We start from the raw sequence: 13633 nt of genomic DNA, 5'->3' as shown, positions 1-13633 counted from the left end.
CGATGACTGTCGCGGCAGTGTCGCCGATGACGAGGGGCGCGCCAACCATCTTCGGGGCTGGTGTGCTCGGAGGTGGTAGACTGCATGCCTCGACGGGCGAATCGCATGAAGCCTCCGATCCTTCTCCTTCACGGGGCCTGCAGCCAGCCGGCCCATCTCGACGCGTGGCAGGCCTTCTTTGCCGCGGCCGGCTATGCCTGCAGGGCGCCGGCATTGCCTGGCCACGTTCCGGACGATCCGGGCGCGCTCGCCCGGCTGACGATGAAGGACTACCTGGCGGCAGTTGTCGCCGCGCATGGCGAATGCGACCAGCCGCCGATTGTCATTGGCCATTCGCTCGGCGGTCTCCTGGCGCAACAGTTGGCCGCTCAGGTCGACTGCGCCGCGATCGTGCTCGTGGCCTCGTTGCCGCCCGGGCCGCTGCCGATGACGGCGTTGGCCGCTCCGCATTTCCTGCCGCTGGCCCCGCTGGTGCTTCTCGGCCGGCCGCTCCGGCCGACGCGCATCGGCCTGGAGATGCTGACGCTGCATGACCTGGCGGTGGCGGAACGCGAGGAGATCCTGCCCGATTTCGTCCACGAATCCGGCCGGGTCTATCGCGCGCTGGTGTTCGGTCTGGCGCGGGTCGACCCGGCCGCGGTGCGCTGTCCGGTCCTCGTCGTCCACGGCAAGTCCGACCGCCTTGTGCCGCTCTCCACAGGGCGGAAGCTGGCGAAACGCTACGGCGCCGAGATCGTCGCGCTCCCCGGCCACGGGCACTGGCTGATTGCCGGTTCGCTGCTGGAAACGGCGGCCGCGCCAGTCCTCGACTGGATTGAAAGCCTGCCCTGAACCGGGCCGACGGACGGACGCACGCCCTTTCTTTCGGCCGGAGGCGGACGTATAAGGCCCGGCATATCATTCAGACCCGCCGAAATGCCGCCGTCGTCAGCGCGGCATTCGATTCGCATACCGGAGAGCACATGGCCGGCCATTCACAATTCAAGAACATCATGCACAAGAAGGGCGCCGCCGATGCGCGCCGTTCGAAGGTTTTCTCCAAGCTGGCGCGCGAAATCACCGTCGCCGCCAAGATGGGGTCGCCCGACCCGGGCATGAATCCGCGGCTGCGCCTCGCCATCCAGAACGCGCGGGCCGAGAACATGCCGAAGGACAATATCGAGCGCGCCATCAAGAAGGCGTCCGGCGGCGATTCCGAGAATTACGAGGAGATCCGCTATGAGGGCTACGGCCCGGGCGGCGTCGCCATTGTCGTCGAGGCGCTGACCGACAATCGCAACCGGACGGCCAGCGCTGTCCGTTCCTGCTTCACCAAGTTCGGCGGCGCCCTCGGCGAGACCGGCTCGGTTTCCTTCATGTTCGATCGCGCCGGGCAGATCTCCTACAAGGCCGAGGTCGGGTCGCCGGACGAGATGCTCGAGGCGGCGATCGAGGCCGGCGCCGATGACGTCCAGAGCGACGAGAACGGCCACATCATCACCTGCGCCTTCACCGATCTCGGCGACGTGGCGAAGGCGCTCGAGGAGAAGCTCGGCGAGGCCGAGACGGTCAAGGCCGTCTGGGTGCCGCAGACGACGACCGATCTCGACGAGGACAAGGCCGGCACGATGCTGAAGCTGGTCGCCGCCCTCGACGACGACGACGACGTCCAGACCGTCTATTCGAACTTCGAGGTCTCGGACGAGATCATGGAGCGGCTGACCGCGGCCTGATCGCGGCGGTCGCAGCGGGGATGCGATGAAGCGAACCTATGCCGGCATTTTCGCCCTGGTCGGCTGGTTCGCGGTCATCGGCCAGTATGTCGTCGCTCACGCCGGCTCACTGGCCGACACGGTCAACTACCTCAGCTATTTCACCATCCTCTCGAACATCCTTGTCGCCGCCACGCTGACCGCGGCGGCGGTCTCGCCTTCGTCGCGGCCCGGACGTTTCCTGCTCGCACCACCGGTGGCGCTGGCGACCGCGGTCTACATCACCGTCACCGGGCTGACCTATTACTTCATCCTGTCGAGCCTCTATCACCTCGAAGGCTGGACGAAGCATTTCGACCACCTGCTGCACTACGTCATGCCGCCGGCCTTCATCGTCTTCTGGCTGGTGGCGGTGCCGAAGGGACGGCTGCATCTCGGCAATGTCGCCTGGATACTGGTGCCGCCACTCGTCTATGCCGGCTGGACGCTGGTCCATGGGCCGCTCTCCGGCTTCTGGCCCTATCCCTTCATCGACCTGCCGAAGATCGGCTGGCCGCATTTCCTCCGCAACGTGGCGGAATTCATCGTCTTCTTCAGCCTCGTCGGATCGATCTATGCGCTGGTCGACCGGGTCGTCGGCCACCTGCAGACGCGTCGGTCCTAGCCAAAGAGCCCGTCGAAGAGCGGTGCGCTGGTCACTGCCGCCAGCGCGATGATCGCGTAGGCGACCGGCCGGTAGGCCGCCCCTTTCGTGCGCCGGAAGAGCCGGGCGCCGACCAGCAACCCGATGGCGTAGACCGGTCCGAGAAGGATGAAGAGATCGGCGACATCGCGGGTGAACAGCCCGTTCCAGAAATAGGCGGCGAAGGACGAGAGACTGATCACCGCGAAGAAGCACAGGAGGTTGGCGCGGATCACCGACGGCGGGTTCGGGCCGCTGATCCAGTAGGCGACGACCGGCGGGCCGGAGACCTGGCCGAAGCCGCCGAGGAATCCCGCCGTGCCACCAACGCCCAGGGAGGGCAGGGGGCGCGGCTCGCCGGCATAGCGCCAACCGGACATCAGCAGGATCAGCAGCGCAAAGACAATGGCGGTGATTGCCCAGCGGATCGCCAACGGATCGCCTTGGGCAAGGACATAGGCGCCGAGCGGCGCGGTGATCAGGGCGCCGATGGCTGCCGGCAGGACGGTTGGCCAATGCACCTGACGCAGCGCCGAGATGACCAGCGGCAGGCCAAGCACGAAGTCTGTTACCAGAAGCACCGGGGCCGCGAGTTGCGGAGAGAAGGCGGCGCCGGCCACCGGCATGAAGATCAGTGCCGAGCCGAACCCGGTGAAGCCCCGCACAAAGCCGGCGACGAAGGTCGCCGCGAGTGCGACCAGATGGGCGATGTCGAGGAGCATGGCGGCCTGAAGCGGGCGGGAGCGACGAGTCGCGACAGAATAGCAGATATGCGATGCTCGTCTGTCGCCGGGCTCGCCATTGGGGTAGTCGGGAGCAATGACCGATCGCACCGCCCCGGCCGCTGAGAACGCGCCACCCTCCGGCTCCAGGATGATCCTCGGCGGCCTGCTCGCCCTGGTCACGGTGGCGATCTGGGCGATCTGGATCGTCGGCACCCGCCAGGCGATGACCCACGATCTGCCGCTTGCCTGGATCGGCCTGCTCCGCTTCGGCGTGCCGGCAATCGTGCTCACGCCCTTCTGGTGGCGGGCGGGACTGCTGCCTGCCGGCGTCGACCGGGGGCTGCTGGCGTTGATGGTTCTCGGCTCGGGCGCGCCGTTCTTCGCCGCGACGGCCTTCGGCATGAACTTCGCCAACGCGGCGCAGGCCGGGGTGCTGTTGCCGGGCACCATGCCGCTCTTCGTCGCTGTGCTTTCCGCTGTCGTGCTCGGCGAGCGGTTTACCGCCTCGCGGCTGGTCGGCTTTGCGCTGGTGGTCATCGCCATGCTGCTGATCGGCGGGCCGGCGCTGATGGCGGGGCAGGGGGCTGGCCTCCTCCTGATCCCGTTCGGCGCCTTCCTCTGGGCGGTCTACACGCTCGCCTTCCGTCGTTCGGGGCTTACCCCTGCGACGGCCGCCGGGATCATCGCCGTCTGGTCGACCTTCTGCCTGCTTCCCTTCGCGATCGTCTCCAGCCCGGCGCCGCTGATCCATGCGGAGCCGCTGATTCTCGGCTGGCAGTTGCTGTCGCAGGCGGTGCTCTCCGGTATTCTCGCGCTGGTCAGCTACGGCGCGTCGGTGCGCCTGCTCGGCTCGTCGCGGGCGGCGATCTTCTCGGCGCTGGCCCCGGCGCTTGCGGCGTTGATCGCGATCCCGGTGCTGGGCGAAATCCCGTCCGGCCTGACGGTGGCGGGGATCGTGCTGGTCGTGATCGGCGTGGCACTGGCAAGCGGGGCGGCGCGGCTCGGACGCAGGCGGTCATGACGATCATCGATACCAGCCGCAGCACGGTCGGATGCGTCGATTGCCTCAAGGATGCCGGGGTGACCACCGTCTTCCGCTACTACGCGCGCGAGACTCGGTTGCCGGAAAAGCGCCTGACGCGTGACGAAGCGGAACGGCTGATCGCGGCCGGCATCGCCATCGGCGCGATCTTCCAGAACGCCGGTGACAGCGCGGCGTGCTTTTCGGCCGAACACGGCGCGGCCGACGCCGGCTCGGCGCGTGACTATGCTGCCTCGGTGATCGGACAGCCGGCCGGGTCGGCGATCTGGTTCGCCGTCGACTACGACGCCGGCGACGGTGATATCGCGGCGCGGATCGTCCCGCATTTCCGGGCGATCGGTCGCGAACTGACGATCGGCGGGGCTTCCTATCGCGTCGGCGTCTACGGCACTGGTCGGGTTTGCGCGGCGGTGGCTGCGGCGGGCCTCGCTGATTTCACCTGGCTGTCGAACCGGCCAGGTGACGGGCCGTTCGCGGACTGGACGCTTCGCCAAGAGGCGCCGGCCGCGCTCTGCGGGCTTCCCGTCGATGGCAACAAGGCGCGTCAGGGTATTGTTGAATTCGGCGCCTTTGCGGGGCTCGACGATCCGGGGCAAACCCGCCTCTGACCGGCGAGGCCGCCGCTCCGGCGTGGCGTCGGGGTCGGATCGGGTTTACCCAAGGCCTTGATGAACGCGCCGATTCGCATCCTCGGGGTCGATCCCGGTCTCCGCCGCACCGGTTGGGGCCTCGTCGTCATGCGCGGCAACAGCCTCAGCTTCGTCGCCTCGGGCACGATCAAGGCGCCGCTCGACGGTGAACTGGCGCAGCGCCTGCTCGCCATTCATGTAGGCCTTGCAGAAATCGTGCGGGTCCATCAGCCGGACGAGGCGGCGGTCGAGCAGACCTTCGTCAATCGCGATGGCGCGGCGACCCTCAAGCTCGGCCAGGCGCGCGGCGTCGCCATGCTGGTGCCCGCGCAGGCCGGCCTCGAGGTTGCCGAATACGCGCCCAACGCGGTGAAGAAGACCATCGTCGGCGCCGGCCATGCCGAGAAGGCCCAGATTCGCGCGATGGTGAAGGTCCTGCTTCCGCGCGCCACCTTCGATACCGACGATGCGGCGGACGCCCTGGCCATCGCCATCTGCCACGCCCATCACCGCACGGCGCGGGTCCTGGCGAAGGCGTAGAGGTCGGCGTCGGGATCGCTCTTGCCCGAGAGCGCGGCGTTGATGATGTCAGCAGCGATGCGGCTGTAGGTGATGCCGTTACCACCGAAACCGAGAACCGCCCACGCGTTCTTCAGGCCGGGGACCGCGCCGATGCTAGGCAGTCCGGTCGGGGTCGATCCGAAGGCGCCGGCCCAGGCGAAGTCCGGCGTCGTATCGATGTGCGGCAGCATCTTGCCAAGCTTTCGGCGGATCGCCTCGGTCTTCTGCGGGATCAACGCATCGCGTGCCTCGTCGTCGGAAAACTCCTCGTCCTCGCCGCCGCAGATCACCCGGCCGTCCGGGGTCGAGCGGAGATAGAGATAGGGATCCGACGCCTCCCAGATGAAGCAGTCCTCGGGCAGCGGCTTCTGTTTCTGGCGGACGGTGGCGATGGCATAGGTCGACATCACCTGGTGCCGCCGTTTCGGCACGTAACGCGGCAGTTCATAGCCGGTGGCGAAGACGATTGCGCCGGCGCGGATCGTCCTGCCGTTGGCGGTCGTCGCGGTGACCCCGTCGCTGCCCGATTCGACATCGGTGATTTCGGTCGGCGCATAGACCCGCGTTCCGCGCTCGATCGCGGCGTTGAGAAAGCCGCTGGTCAATCGGCGTGGATCGAGGGCGAGGTCGTCGAAGGCGAGCAGCGCCGCCGGGCGCTTGATGCCGAAGCGGTCGGCGAGCGTCCGTCGGTCGAGGAACAGCGTCTCGATGCCGGCCTGGCGGCGGGCCTGCGCCTCGGCCGCGATTCCGTCGGCGTCGAGCAGGCTGCCGGCAAGATAGAGATTGTCGGTCCGGCGCGTATCGGCGGCGATGCCCAGCGCGCGGGTCCGTGCGGCCAGCGCATGGAGCGCCAGATGGGACCGGCGCCAGGCGCGTTCGGCCTTGACCCGCCCGATCTGCTTCGACAGGTCGATCAGGGGAGTGTCGATCTCGTATTCGACCAGCGCCGTGCTCGCCGGCGTCGACCCCATCACCGGCCCGCGCTTGTCGACGACGATGACGCGGTGATGGTCGGACAACGCCTCGGCAACCAGCGCTCCGGAAATACCGGCGCCGACGACCAGGACATCCGCCTTCACGTCTCGGGTCAGCGGGCGGTGCGGGACGGCCGGCATCGGCCGGCTCTGCCAATAGGTCCGCCCGGTGCGCAGGTCACGGTCTTCGGTTGTCATGAGAAAAGCCCCTTTGAAGGGCGGCAACGCCCGAAGGGCCATTTCGATCCATCGGACTCATGCTAACAAGGCGCGATGATCGGCAAACTCAAGGGCATCATTGATTCTTACGGCGAGGACTGGGTGATCGTCGACGTCGGCGGCGTCGGCTATCAGGTCCATTGCTCGTCGCGGACCCTGCAGACGCTGCCGTCGCCCGGCGAGGCGGCGAGCCTGGCGATCGAGACCTATGTCCGCGAGGACATGATCCGGCTCTACGGCTTCGCCAGCGACCTCGAGCGCGAGTGGTTCCGCCTGCTCCAGACCGTCCAGGGCGTTGGCGCCCGGGTGGCGCTCGGCGTCCTCGGGGTGATGACCCCCGGCGACCTCGCCACCGCCATTGCGCTGGAGGACAAGGCACAGGTGTCGCGCGCGCCCGGTGTCGGCAAGAAGGTCGCCGAGCGCATCGTCGCCGAATTGCGCGACAAGGCGCCGGCCTATTCCAGCGCCGATCCGGCCCTGATCAACCTGCAGGCCGACCTCGCCGAGCGCCGCGCCCCGCAGCCGATCGCCGACGCGGTCTCGGCCCTCGTCAACCTCGGCTATGCCCAGGTTCAGGCCAGCGCCGCCGTTGCCGCCGCCGCGCGCAAGGCCGGAGAGGATGCGACAACGGCCGACCTCATCCGACTCGGGCTGAAGGAACTGGCGCGGTGACCCTAGCTGCCGCGCGCGCAGTCGACGCAGAGCGTCGCGGCCGGGTCGATCTCCAGCCGTTTCTCGGCGATCTCCTCGCAGCAGCGCAGGCATTCGCCGTAGCTGCCGTCGTCGATGCGGATCAGCGCCGCGTCGATGCGGGCCATCTCGGTCGCCCGGCGCTGCTCGGCCGCCTGCGCCATCGCCTGGCCCTGCAGCGCGTCCATCCGCGACAGCCGGCCGACGCTCTGCTGGTCGAGCGTCACCGGCGCACGGGCTTCGGCGCTCTGCTCGCGCAGCGCTTCGAGCTCGGCGCGCGCGGCGATCAACCTGTTGCGGGCGGCCTCAGGGTCCATGCCGAGAACCATAGGGCGCCATGCCACGCGGGTCGATGTGCGATGCGGTGGCCAACAACGCCGTCTTCGGGGAAACTGCGACGCATGACCGATCGACCGGAAACATTGCGGCCACCGCTGAACAAACGGGGCGCCGTCGCATGAGCCGTGTCGTCACGCCCGATATCCGCGACGACGATGCGCCGGATGCGAGCCTGCGGCCGCAGTTGCTCGCCGATTTCGTCGGCCAGCCACAGGCCTGCGCCAACCTCAAGGTATTCATCGACGCGGCGCGGTCGCGTGGCGAGGCGCTCGATCACGTGCTTTTCGTCGGGCCGCCGGGCCTCGGCAAGACGACGCTCGCCCAGATCGTCGCGCGCGAACTCGGCGTCAACTTCCGGGCCACCTCCGGGCCGGTGATCGCCAAGGCCGGCGACCTCGCGGCGCTGCTCACCAATCTCGAGGAGCGCGACGTGCTCTTCATCGACGAGATCCATCGCCTGTCGCCGGCGGTCGAGGAGATCCTCTACCCGGCGCTGGAGGATTTCCAGCTCGACCTGATCATCGGTGAAGGGCCGGCGGCGCGCTCGGTCAAGATCGAGCTGGCGCCGTTCACCCTGGTCGGCGCAACAACCCGGCTGGGCCTGCTGACGACGCCGCTCCGCGATCGCTTCGGCATCCCGGTTCGCCTCAATTTCTACTCGGTCGCCGAGCTCGAACACATCGTCCGCCGCGGCGCCCGCATCCTCGGCATGACGCTGACCGAGGACGGCGCTACCGAGGTTGCCCGCCGGTCGCGGGGAACGCCGCGGATCGCCACGCGCCTGCTGCGACGGGTCCGCGACTTCGCCTCGGCCGACGCGGTCGAGGCGGTCGACGCCAAGGTGGCCGACCGCGCGCTCCAGCGCCTTGAAGTCGATTCCCTCGGTTTCGACGCCCTCGACCGCCGCTACATGGAGCTCATCGCCATGAGTTTCGGCGGCGGCCCGGTCGGCATCGAGACCATCGCAGCGGCGCTGTCCGAGCCGCGCGACGCGATCGAGGAGATCGTCGAGCCCTTCCTGATCCAGCAGGGTTTCGTCCAGCGCACGCCGCGCGGTCGCCTGCTCGCCGCCAACGCCTTCCGCCACCTCGGCCTCGAAGCCCCGGCCAGCCCGGCGGCACAGTTCGGCCTGTTCCAGGAGGGCGATGCGGATGACTGAGCCCTGGCCCGACCTTGCCGGCAAGCTGGTCCCCGGCGGCCATGTGCTGCCGGTGCGGATCTATTTCGAGGACACCGATTTTTCCGGCGTCGTCTATCACGGCAGCTATATCCGCTTCATGGAGCGCGGCCGGTCGGACTTCGTGCGCCTCATCGGCATCGGCCATACCGGGCTGAATGACGGCGAGCATGGCGAGCCACTGGTCTTCGCCGTCCGCCGGATCAACATCGACTTTCTCAAGCCGGCGCGCATTGACGATCTGCTGGAGGTCCGCACCCTGGTCGGCGAGATGGGCGGAGCGCGGCTCGAACTCAAGCAGTCGGTGCTCCGGGGCGGCGAGACGCTGGTCGAGGCCGATGTGACGATCGTCCTCGTCAGCCGGAACGGTCGAGCCAGGCGCATCCCGGATTCGGTCCGCGCCCGGATGGACGAAGCGGCCCGCGACTAACACTTCGTTAACCCTGACAAGCGTAGATATGCCAAGGGTTTGCGAGGGTGGAGCCGCGTCCGGCGGCCCTCGTTTTGACAAAATTGAAGGCGAGACACCGGCCCCCGAGCAAACGCCCGGACCGATGGCTTCAGGAAGCCCGGACGCGGTCCGACTACCGCTGCGGCGATCCTCGTCAGACCTGCCACGCTGCGCTGTAGCAACCATGTCCGAAAGGTGAATGATCCATGCCAATCGATGGGGTGACGGAGGCGGTCCTGATCTCGCCGGCTGGCGATATTTCGCTGATCTCGCTCTTCTTCCAGGCCCATATCGTGGTCAAGGCGGTCATTCTCGGCCTGCTGCTTGCCTCCGTGTGGAGCTGGGCGATCATCGTCGACAAGACCGTGCTCTATTCCCGCACCCGCCGTCAGATGGACCGTTTCGAGAAGGTCTTCTGGTCCGGCCAGTCGCTGGAGGATCTCTACCGGTCGCTGTCGGGGCGCACGCCGTCGGGCATGGCGTCGATCTTCGTCGCGGCGATGCGCGAGTGGAAGCGCAGCTTCGAGGCCGGCGCCCGTTCGCCGATCGGCCTGCAGACCCGCATCGAGAAGGTCCTCGATGTCACGATCAACCGCGAGACCGACAAACTGGAGCGGCGTCTGCTGTTCCTGGCGACCGTTGGCTCGGCCGGCCCCTTCGTTGGCCTGTTCGGCACGGTCTGGGGCATCATGTCGAGCTTCCAGGCGATCTCGGCGTCGAAGAACACGTCGCTTGCCGTCGTCGCCCCCGGTATCGCCGAGGCGCTGCTGGCGACGGCCCTTGGCCTTCTTGCCGCCATACCGGCGGTGATTGCTTACAACAAGCTGTCAAACGAGGCTGGCAGGATCGGCCAGCGGCTCGAGGGATTTGCCGACGAGTTCTCCGCCATTCTGTCGCGCCAGATCGACGAAAGGGTTTGAGGCATGGCGATGTCGATGGGATCTGGCGGTGGTATGCGCTCCCGGCGCCGCCGCCGCAGCGCCCGGCCGATCAGCGAGATCAACGTCACGCCCTTCGTCGACGTGATGCTTGTCCTGCTGATCGTCTTCATGGTCACCGCGCCGCTGCTTTCGGCCGGCGTGCCCATCGACCTGCCCAAGGCGCCGGCAAGCCCGCTGGCGCTCGAGAAGGAGCCGATCACCGTCACCATCGACCCGGAGGCGCGGATCTTCGTTCTCGAGGAGGAAGTGACCATTGCCGAACTGGTGCCGCGTCTGACGGCGCTGGCCACCGACGGGCTCGACGAGCGCATCTACGTTCGCGGCGACCAGGCGGCCAGCTATGGCACGATCATGAAGGTGATGGGCACGATGAACGGCGCGGGCTTCAAGCGGATCGGCCTGGTCGCGCTGAAAGACCCGGACGGCTGATCGGGTGATGCTGCGCCCCGGGCTCATTGTCTCGGCTATCGTCCACCTCGTCCTGATCGGGTGGGGGGCGATCTCATTGAGCGCGTTCGAGCCGCTCGATGCCAGCGACATCGAAGCCGTGCCGATCGAGTTTGTCGAGATCGACGAGATCAGCACCACACCGCTCGGCCTGAAGGATGCCGAGCCGGCGGAAGAGAACGCCCCGAACGATCCGACCGAGGTCGTGGCCGAGACGCCGGCTCCCGCGCCGGAACCGCCGGCCGAGGAACCGGTGACGCCGACCCCGCCACCGCCACCGCCGCCGCCTTCGCCCGATCCCGAGCCGCTCCCCGTGCCGGAGCCGCCGGAGCCCGAGGCGCTGCCGCAGGACGCCGAAGCGATTCCGGAGCCGCCGCCGGAGGTGGAGCCGATCCCCGAACCGGACCAGCTGGCCGAGCAGGAGCCGCCGGAAGAAACGCCCGAGACGCCGACCGAAGTCGCCGCCGTCGAGACGCCGCTGCCGCGCGCCCGTCCGCCCCGGCCGGCGCCTGCGCCGCCGACGGAAGCGACGGAATTCTCCGACGAGATCACGGCGCTGCTGGACAAGTCGAAACCGGCCGCCGCACCGGCGGAGTCGGACAAGCAGGCGACGATCGGTGCGGTCACCGGGTCGCCCTTCACCCAGCTCAGCCAGAACGAGATCGACGCGCTGCGGGCGCGGCTTGCCGCCTGCTGGGATATCCCGCCGACGCGGGTCGACCCGGTCGAGTTGCGGGTCAAGGTAAAGGTCTTCCTCGGTCCCGACGGTCAGCTGACGCGCGAGCCCGAGGTGGTCGAGTATCGGCCGACCCAGATCGGCCAGGTCGCGGCGGAGAGCGCCATTCGCGCCGTCAAGCGGTGCGCGCCGTTCACGCTGTCGCCGGAAAAATACGCGAGCTGGAAGGAAATCGTCATGACGTTCGATCCGAGGGATATGTTCGGTGGCTGACGCCCGCACCTTGAGCGCTGCGCGCGCCGTGACGTTCGTCATCCGCGGCTTGCTGGTGCTTCTCGCCCTGGCGCTGCCGGCGCGCGCCCAGCTCGAGCTCGACGTCACCCGCGGCAACATCCAGCCGGTGCCGATCGCGATCCCGGCCTTCCTGACGCTGGCCGGCGATCCCCGGCTCGGCCCCGAGATTGCCAACGTCGTTGCCTCCGACCTCCAGCGGTCGGGCCTCTTCCTGCCGCTCGACCAGACGACTTTCGCCGAGCGCTCCGCCAATACCAGCGACGTGCCGAACTTTGCCAACTGGCGACTGGCCAATGCCCAGGCGCTGGTGATCGGCGGTGTCGAACAGCTTGCCGACGGCCGGCTGCGCACCGAATTCCGTCTCTGGGATGTCTTCGCCGGCAACCAGGTCGCCGGGCAGCAATTCTTCACCAGTCCGGAGAACTGGCGCCGGGTCGCTCATATCATTGCCGACGCGATCTACGAGCGGTTGACGGGCGAACGCGGCTATTTCGATACCCGGGTCGTATTCATCGACGAGACAGGCCCGAAGGACAATCGCATCAAGCGCCTCGCCATCATGGACCAGGACGGCGCCAATATCCGCTACCTGACCGACGGGCGCGACCTTGTCCTCACGCCGCGCTTCAGTCCGTCCACCCAGGAAATCACCTACATGTCCTATGAAGGCGGGACGCCGCGGGTCTATCTCCTCAACATCGAGAGCGGCCAGCGCGCGTTGGTCGGCGATTTCCCTGGCATGACCTTCGCGCCGCGTTTCTCGCCCGATGGCCAGCAGGTGATCATGAGCCTGCAGCAGGATGGTAACGCCAACATCTACGCCATGGACCTGCCCACGCGGCGAACGACGCGCCTGACCGACGACGCGGCAATCGACACCAGCCCATCCTATTCGCCCGACGGCTCGAAGATTGTCTTCGAATCCGATCGTGGCGGCTCGCAGCAGCTCTATGTAATGGACGCCAACGGCGGCAACCCGGAGCGCATCACCTTCGGCCAGGGTACCTATTCGACGCCGGTCTGGTCGCCGCGTGGCGATTACGTCGCCTTCACTCGGCAGCGCGCCGGGCAGTTCGGCATCGGCCTGATCAAGCCGGACGGCAGCGGCGAGCGCATGCTGACCGAGGGCTTCCACAACGAAGGGCCGACCTGGGCGCCGAACGGGCGCGTGCTGATGTTCTTCCGTGATACGCCGGGCGGCAATGGCGGCCCGCAACTGTGGACGATCGATGTCAGCGGCTACAACGAATTCCGGGTGCCGACCCCGAGCTTTGCGTCGGATCCGGCCTGGTCGCCCTTGATCAACTAAGGGGCGCCGTTTACCGTGGTCGCCGCGGGGAAGGGGGCCTGACCGTGATGGTGAAATCGAGCCGTCGCGGGGATTTGTCGCCAGGGGCGACGGCAAACGGGCGCGACCTTTGACCGATCATTAACCAAGTCGCTGAACGTGTGCTTAACCACAAGCCGGTTACATGGCCGGCATGGTGCACAAGGAGTTAAATGGAATGCCGCAAGTCTCGCGCTTTGGGCGGATTGTGTTGATCGTCGGTGTGGCGCTGGTCCTGGCGGCCTGTTCCGGAAAGAAGAACCTCACCGGGGCCGACCTCAGCATCACGGGCGCTGCCGCGACCCCGGGAAGCTCGCAGGAATTCGTCGTCAATGTCGGCGACCGGGTCTTCTTCCTGACCGATTCCGTCGAATTCACGCCGCAGGCGATCGCCACCCTCAACCGTCAGGTCCAGTGGCTGAACCAGTATCCGCGCTACACCTTCCTGATCGAGGGCCATGCCGACGAGCGCGGTACGCGTGAATACAACATCGCTCTGGGCGCAAGGCGCGCCACGGCGGTTCGCGACTACTACGTCGCGCGCGGCGTCGCCGCCAACCGCATGCGGGTCATCTCCTATGGCAAGGAACGTCCGGTGGCGGTCTGCAACGATATCTCCTGCTGGTCGCAGAACCGGCGCGCGGTCATCGTTCTCAACAACGCCGGCGTCTGATACAGCCTCCCATCGGGAAGGTGCGAACGGCGGCTTCGGCCGCCGTTCCGGTTTCCAGCGCCCAACTTTGGCCGAACTCGCGCGGCCACTCTGGC

17 protein-coding genes are annotated in these 13633 nt (G+C 67.7%); 14 read left to right on the top strand and 3 right to left on the bottom strand.

Annotation, left to right across the window (positions count from 1 at the left end; all coding sequences use genetic code 11):
• Positions 1–105 precede the first annotated feature (105 nt).
• The 3 genes from BLT60_RS00460 to BLT60_RS00450 all read left to right on the top strand — a co-directional run bounded on the left by BLT60_RS00460 (position 106) and on the right by BLT60_RS00450 (position 2355).
• Positions 106–831 carry an alpha/beta hydrolase gene (locus BLT60_RS00460; protein ID WP_175478221.1) on the top strand — a complete coding sequence of 242 codons (726 nt, stop codon included), beginning with the start codon at positions 106–108 and terminating at the stop codon, positions 829–831.
• A 131-nt stretch (positions 832–962) separates the two neighbouring features.
• Entirely contained in the window at positions 963–1712 is a 750-nt protein-coding gene (locus tag BLT60_RS00455; protein ID WP_090874254.1) for a YebC/PmpR family DNA-binding transcriptional regulator, read from the top strand.
• 25 nt (positions 1713–1737) lie between these two features.
• On the top strand, positions 1738–2355 hold the full coding sequence (locus BLT60_RS00450; protein WP_090874253.1) for a Pr6Pr family membrane protein: 618 nt from the start codon (positions 1738–1740) through the stop codon (positions 2353–2355).
• Here BLT60_RS00450 and BLT60_RS00445 read toward each other — a convergent pair.
• Positions 2352–3095, bottom strand: a complete 744-nt coding sequence (locus tag BLT60_RS00445) for a sulfite exporter TauE/SafE family protein (RefSeq protein ID WP_090874252.1) — start codon at positions 3093–3095, stop codon at positions 2352–2354. The genes BLT60_RS00450 and BLT60_RS00445 overlap by 4 nt on opposite strands.
• A gap of 97 nt (positions 3096–3192) precedes the next feature.
• Between BLT60_RS00445 and BLT60_RS00440 the strand changes: the two genes are divergently transcribed.
• Genes BLT60_RS00440 through ruvC form a run of 3 tightly spaced genes read left to right on the top strand, consistent with a single transcriptional unit; the run spans position 3193 to position 5309 of the window.
• The gene (locus BLT60_RS00440) at positions 3193–4119 is read left to right on the top strand and encodes a DMT family transporter (RefSeq protein ID WP_090874251.1); all 927 of its coding nucleotides are present in this window, start codon (positions 3193–3195) and stop codon (positions 4117–4119) included.
• The gene (locus BLT60_RS00435) at positions 4116–4748 is read left to right on the top strand and encodes a DUF1906 domain-containing protein (protein ID WP_090874250.1); all 633 of its coding nucleotides are present in this window, start codon (positions 4116–4118) and stop codon (positions 4746–4748) included. Before BLT60_RS00440 ends, BLT60_RS00435 begins: the two co-directional genes overlap by 4 nt.
• A gap of 60 nt (positions 4749–4808) precedes the next feature.
• Complete coding sequence (ruvC, locus tag BLT60_RS00430) at positions 4809–5309, top strand: crossover junction endodeoxyribonuclease RuvC (RefSeq protein ID WP_090874249.1); 501 nt, start codon at positions 4809–4811, stop codon at positions 5307–5309.
• On the opposite strand, the gene BLT60_RS00425 is transcribed toward ruvC, so the two are convergent.
• Entirely contained in the window at positions 5276–6502 is a 1227-nt protein-coding gene (locus tag BLT60_RS00425) for an NAD(P)/FAD-dependent oxidoreductase (RefSeq protein WP_090874887.1), read from the bottom strand. The two genes, ruvC and BLT60_RS00425, sit on opposite strands and share 34 nt — an antisense overlap.
• Before the next feature lie 75 nt (positions 6503–6577).
• Between BLT60_RS00425 and ruvA the strand changes: the two genes are divergently transcribed.
• A complete protein-coding gene (gene ruvA, locus BLT60_RS00420; RefSeq protein WP_090874248.1) occupies positions 6578–7195 on the top strand; it encodes a Holliday junction branch migration protein RuvA in 618 nt (205 codons plus the stop codon).
• 2 nt (positions 7196–7197) lie between these two features.
• Here ruvA and BLT60_RS00415 read toward each other — a convergent pair whose 3' ends face one another.
• Positions 7198–7530, bottom strand: coding sequence for a TraR/DksA family transcriptional regulator (locus tag BLT60_RS00415; protein WP_090874886.1), 333 nt, complete (start codon positions 7528–7530; stop codon positions 7198–7200).
• Between the two features lie 140 nt (positions 7531–7670).
• Between BLT60_RS00415 and ruvB the strand changes: the two genes are divergently transcribed.
• The 7 genes from ruvB (at position 7671) to pal (ending at position 13538) form a co-directional block, all read left to right on the top strand.
• Positions 7671–8711 (top strand): Holliday junction branch migration DNA helicase RuvB, encoded by a 1041-nt coding sequence (ruvB, locus tag BLT60_RS00410; RefSeq protein WP_090874247.1) that lies wholly within the window; start codon positions 7671–7673, stop codon positions 8709–8711.
• Positions 8704–9159, top strand: a complete 456-nt coding sequence (gene ybgC, locus BLT60_RS00405; RefSeq protein WP_090874885.1) for a tol-pal system-associated acyl-CoA thioesterase — start codon at positions 8704–8706, stop codon at positions 9157–9159. Before ruvB ends, ybgC begins: the two co-directional genes overlap by 8 nt.
• 227 nt (positions 9160–9386) lie before the next feature.
• On the top strand, positions 9387–10100 hold the full coding sequence (gene tolQ, locus BLT60_RS00400; protein ID WP_090874246.1) for a protein TolQ: 714 nt from the start codon (positions 9387–9389) through the stop codon (positions 10098–10100).
• A 33-nt stretch (positions 10101–10133) separates the two neighbouring features.
• Positions 10134–10550: an ExbD/TolR family protein gene (locus BLT60_RS00395; protein ID WP_425284943.1), complete on the top strand. Its 417-nt coding sequence runs from the start codon at positions 10134–10136 to the stop codon at positions 10548–10550.
• Between the two features lie 76 nt (positions 10551–10626).
• Positions 10627–11517 (top strand): energy transducer TonB, encoded by an 891-nt coding sequence (locus BLT60_RS00390; RefSeq protein ID WP_139167721.1) that lies wholly within the window; start codon positions 10627–10629, stop codon positions 11515–11517.
• Complete coding sequence (tolB, locus tag BLT60_RS00385; RefSeq protein WP_210185512.1) at positions 11510–12847, top strand: Tol-Pal system beta propeller repeat protein TolB; 1338 nt, start codon at positions 11510–11512, stop codon at positions 12845–12847. Before BLT60_RS00390 ends, tolB begins: the two co-directional genes overlap by 8 nt.
• 196 nt (positions 12848–13043) lie before the next feature.
• Positions 13044–13538 (top strand): peptidoglycan-associated lipoprotein Pal, encoded by a 495-nt coding sequence (pal, locus tag BLT60_RS00380; RefSeq protein ID WP_090874884.1) that lies wholly within the window; start codon positions 13044–13046, stop codon positions 13536–13538.
• Positions 13539–13633: the final 95 nt, after the last annotated feature.

Source organism: Bauldia litoralis, assembly GCF_900104485.1.
GTDB classification, from domain to species: Bacteria; Pseudomonadota; Alphaproteobacteria; order Rhizobiales; family Kaistiaceae; genus Bauldia; species Bauldia litoralis.
Note: the sequence above shows the minus strand (reverse complement) of the source record. Positions and strands in the feature narration are given on the sequence as shown.

Bases quoted from the DNA above. Each gene is read 5' to 3' on its own strand.
- BLT60_RS00460 (WP_175478221.1), top strand. From the start codon at position 106: ATGAAGCCTCCGATCCTTCTCCTTCACGGGGCCTGCAGCCAGCCGGCC.
- BLT60_RS00455 (WP_090874254.1), top strand. From the start codon at position 963: ATGGCCGGCCATTCACAATTCAAGAACATCATGCACAAGAAGGGCGCC.
- BLT60_RS00450 (WP_090874253.1), top strand. From the start codon at position 1,738: ATGAAGCGAACCTATGCCGGCATTTTCGCCCTGGTCGGCTGGTTCGCG.
- BLT60_RS00445 (WP_090874252.1), bottom strand. From the start codon at position 3,095: ATGCTCCTCGACATCGCCCATCTGGTCGCACTCGCGGCGACCTTCGTC.
- BLT60_RS00440 (WP_090874251.1), top strand. From the start codon at position 3,193: ATGACCGATCGCACCGCCCCGGCCGCTGAGAACGCGCCACCCTCCGGC.
- BLT60_RS00435 (WP_090874250.1), top strand. From the start codon at position 4,116: ATGACGATCATCGATACCAGCCGCAGCACGGTCGGATGCGTCGATTGC.
- ruvC (WP_090874249.1), top strand. From the start codon at position 4,809: ATGAACGCGCCGATTCGCATCCTCGGGGTCGATCCCGGTCTCCGCCGC.
- BLT60_RS00425 (WP_090874887.1), bottom strand. From the start codon at position 6,502: ATGACAACCGAAGACCGTGACCTGCGCACCGGGCGGACCTATTGGCAG.
- ruvA (WP_090874248.1), top strand. From the start codon at position 6,578: ATGATCGGCAAACTCAAGGGCATCATTGATTCTTACGGCGAGGACTGG.
- BLT60_RS00415 (WP_090874886.1), bottom strand. From the start codon at position 7,530: ATGGACCCTGAGGCCGCCCGCAACAGGTTGATCGCCGCGCGCGCCGAG.
- ruvB (WP_090874247.1), top strand. From the start codon at position 7,671: ATGAGCCGTGTCGTCACGCCCGATATCCGCGACGACGATGCGCCGGAT.
- ybgC (WP_090874885.1), top strand. From the start codon at position 8,704: ATGACTGAGCCCTGGCCCGACCTTGCCGGCAAGCTGGTCCCCGGCGGC.
- tolQ (WP_090874246.1), top strand. From the start codon at position 9,387: ATGCCAATCGATGGGGTGACGGAGGCGGTCCTGATCTCGCCGGCTGGC.
- BLT60_RS00395 (WP_425284943.1), top strand. From the start codon at position 10,134: ATGCGCTCCCGGCGCCGCCGCCGCAGCGCCCGGCCGATCAGCGAGATC.
- pal (WP_090874884.1), top strand. From the start codon at position 13,044: ATGCCGCAAGTCTCGCGCTTTGGGCGGATTGTGTTGATCGTCGGTGTG.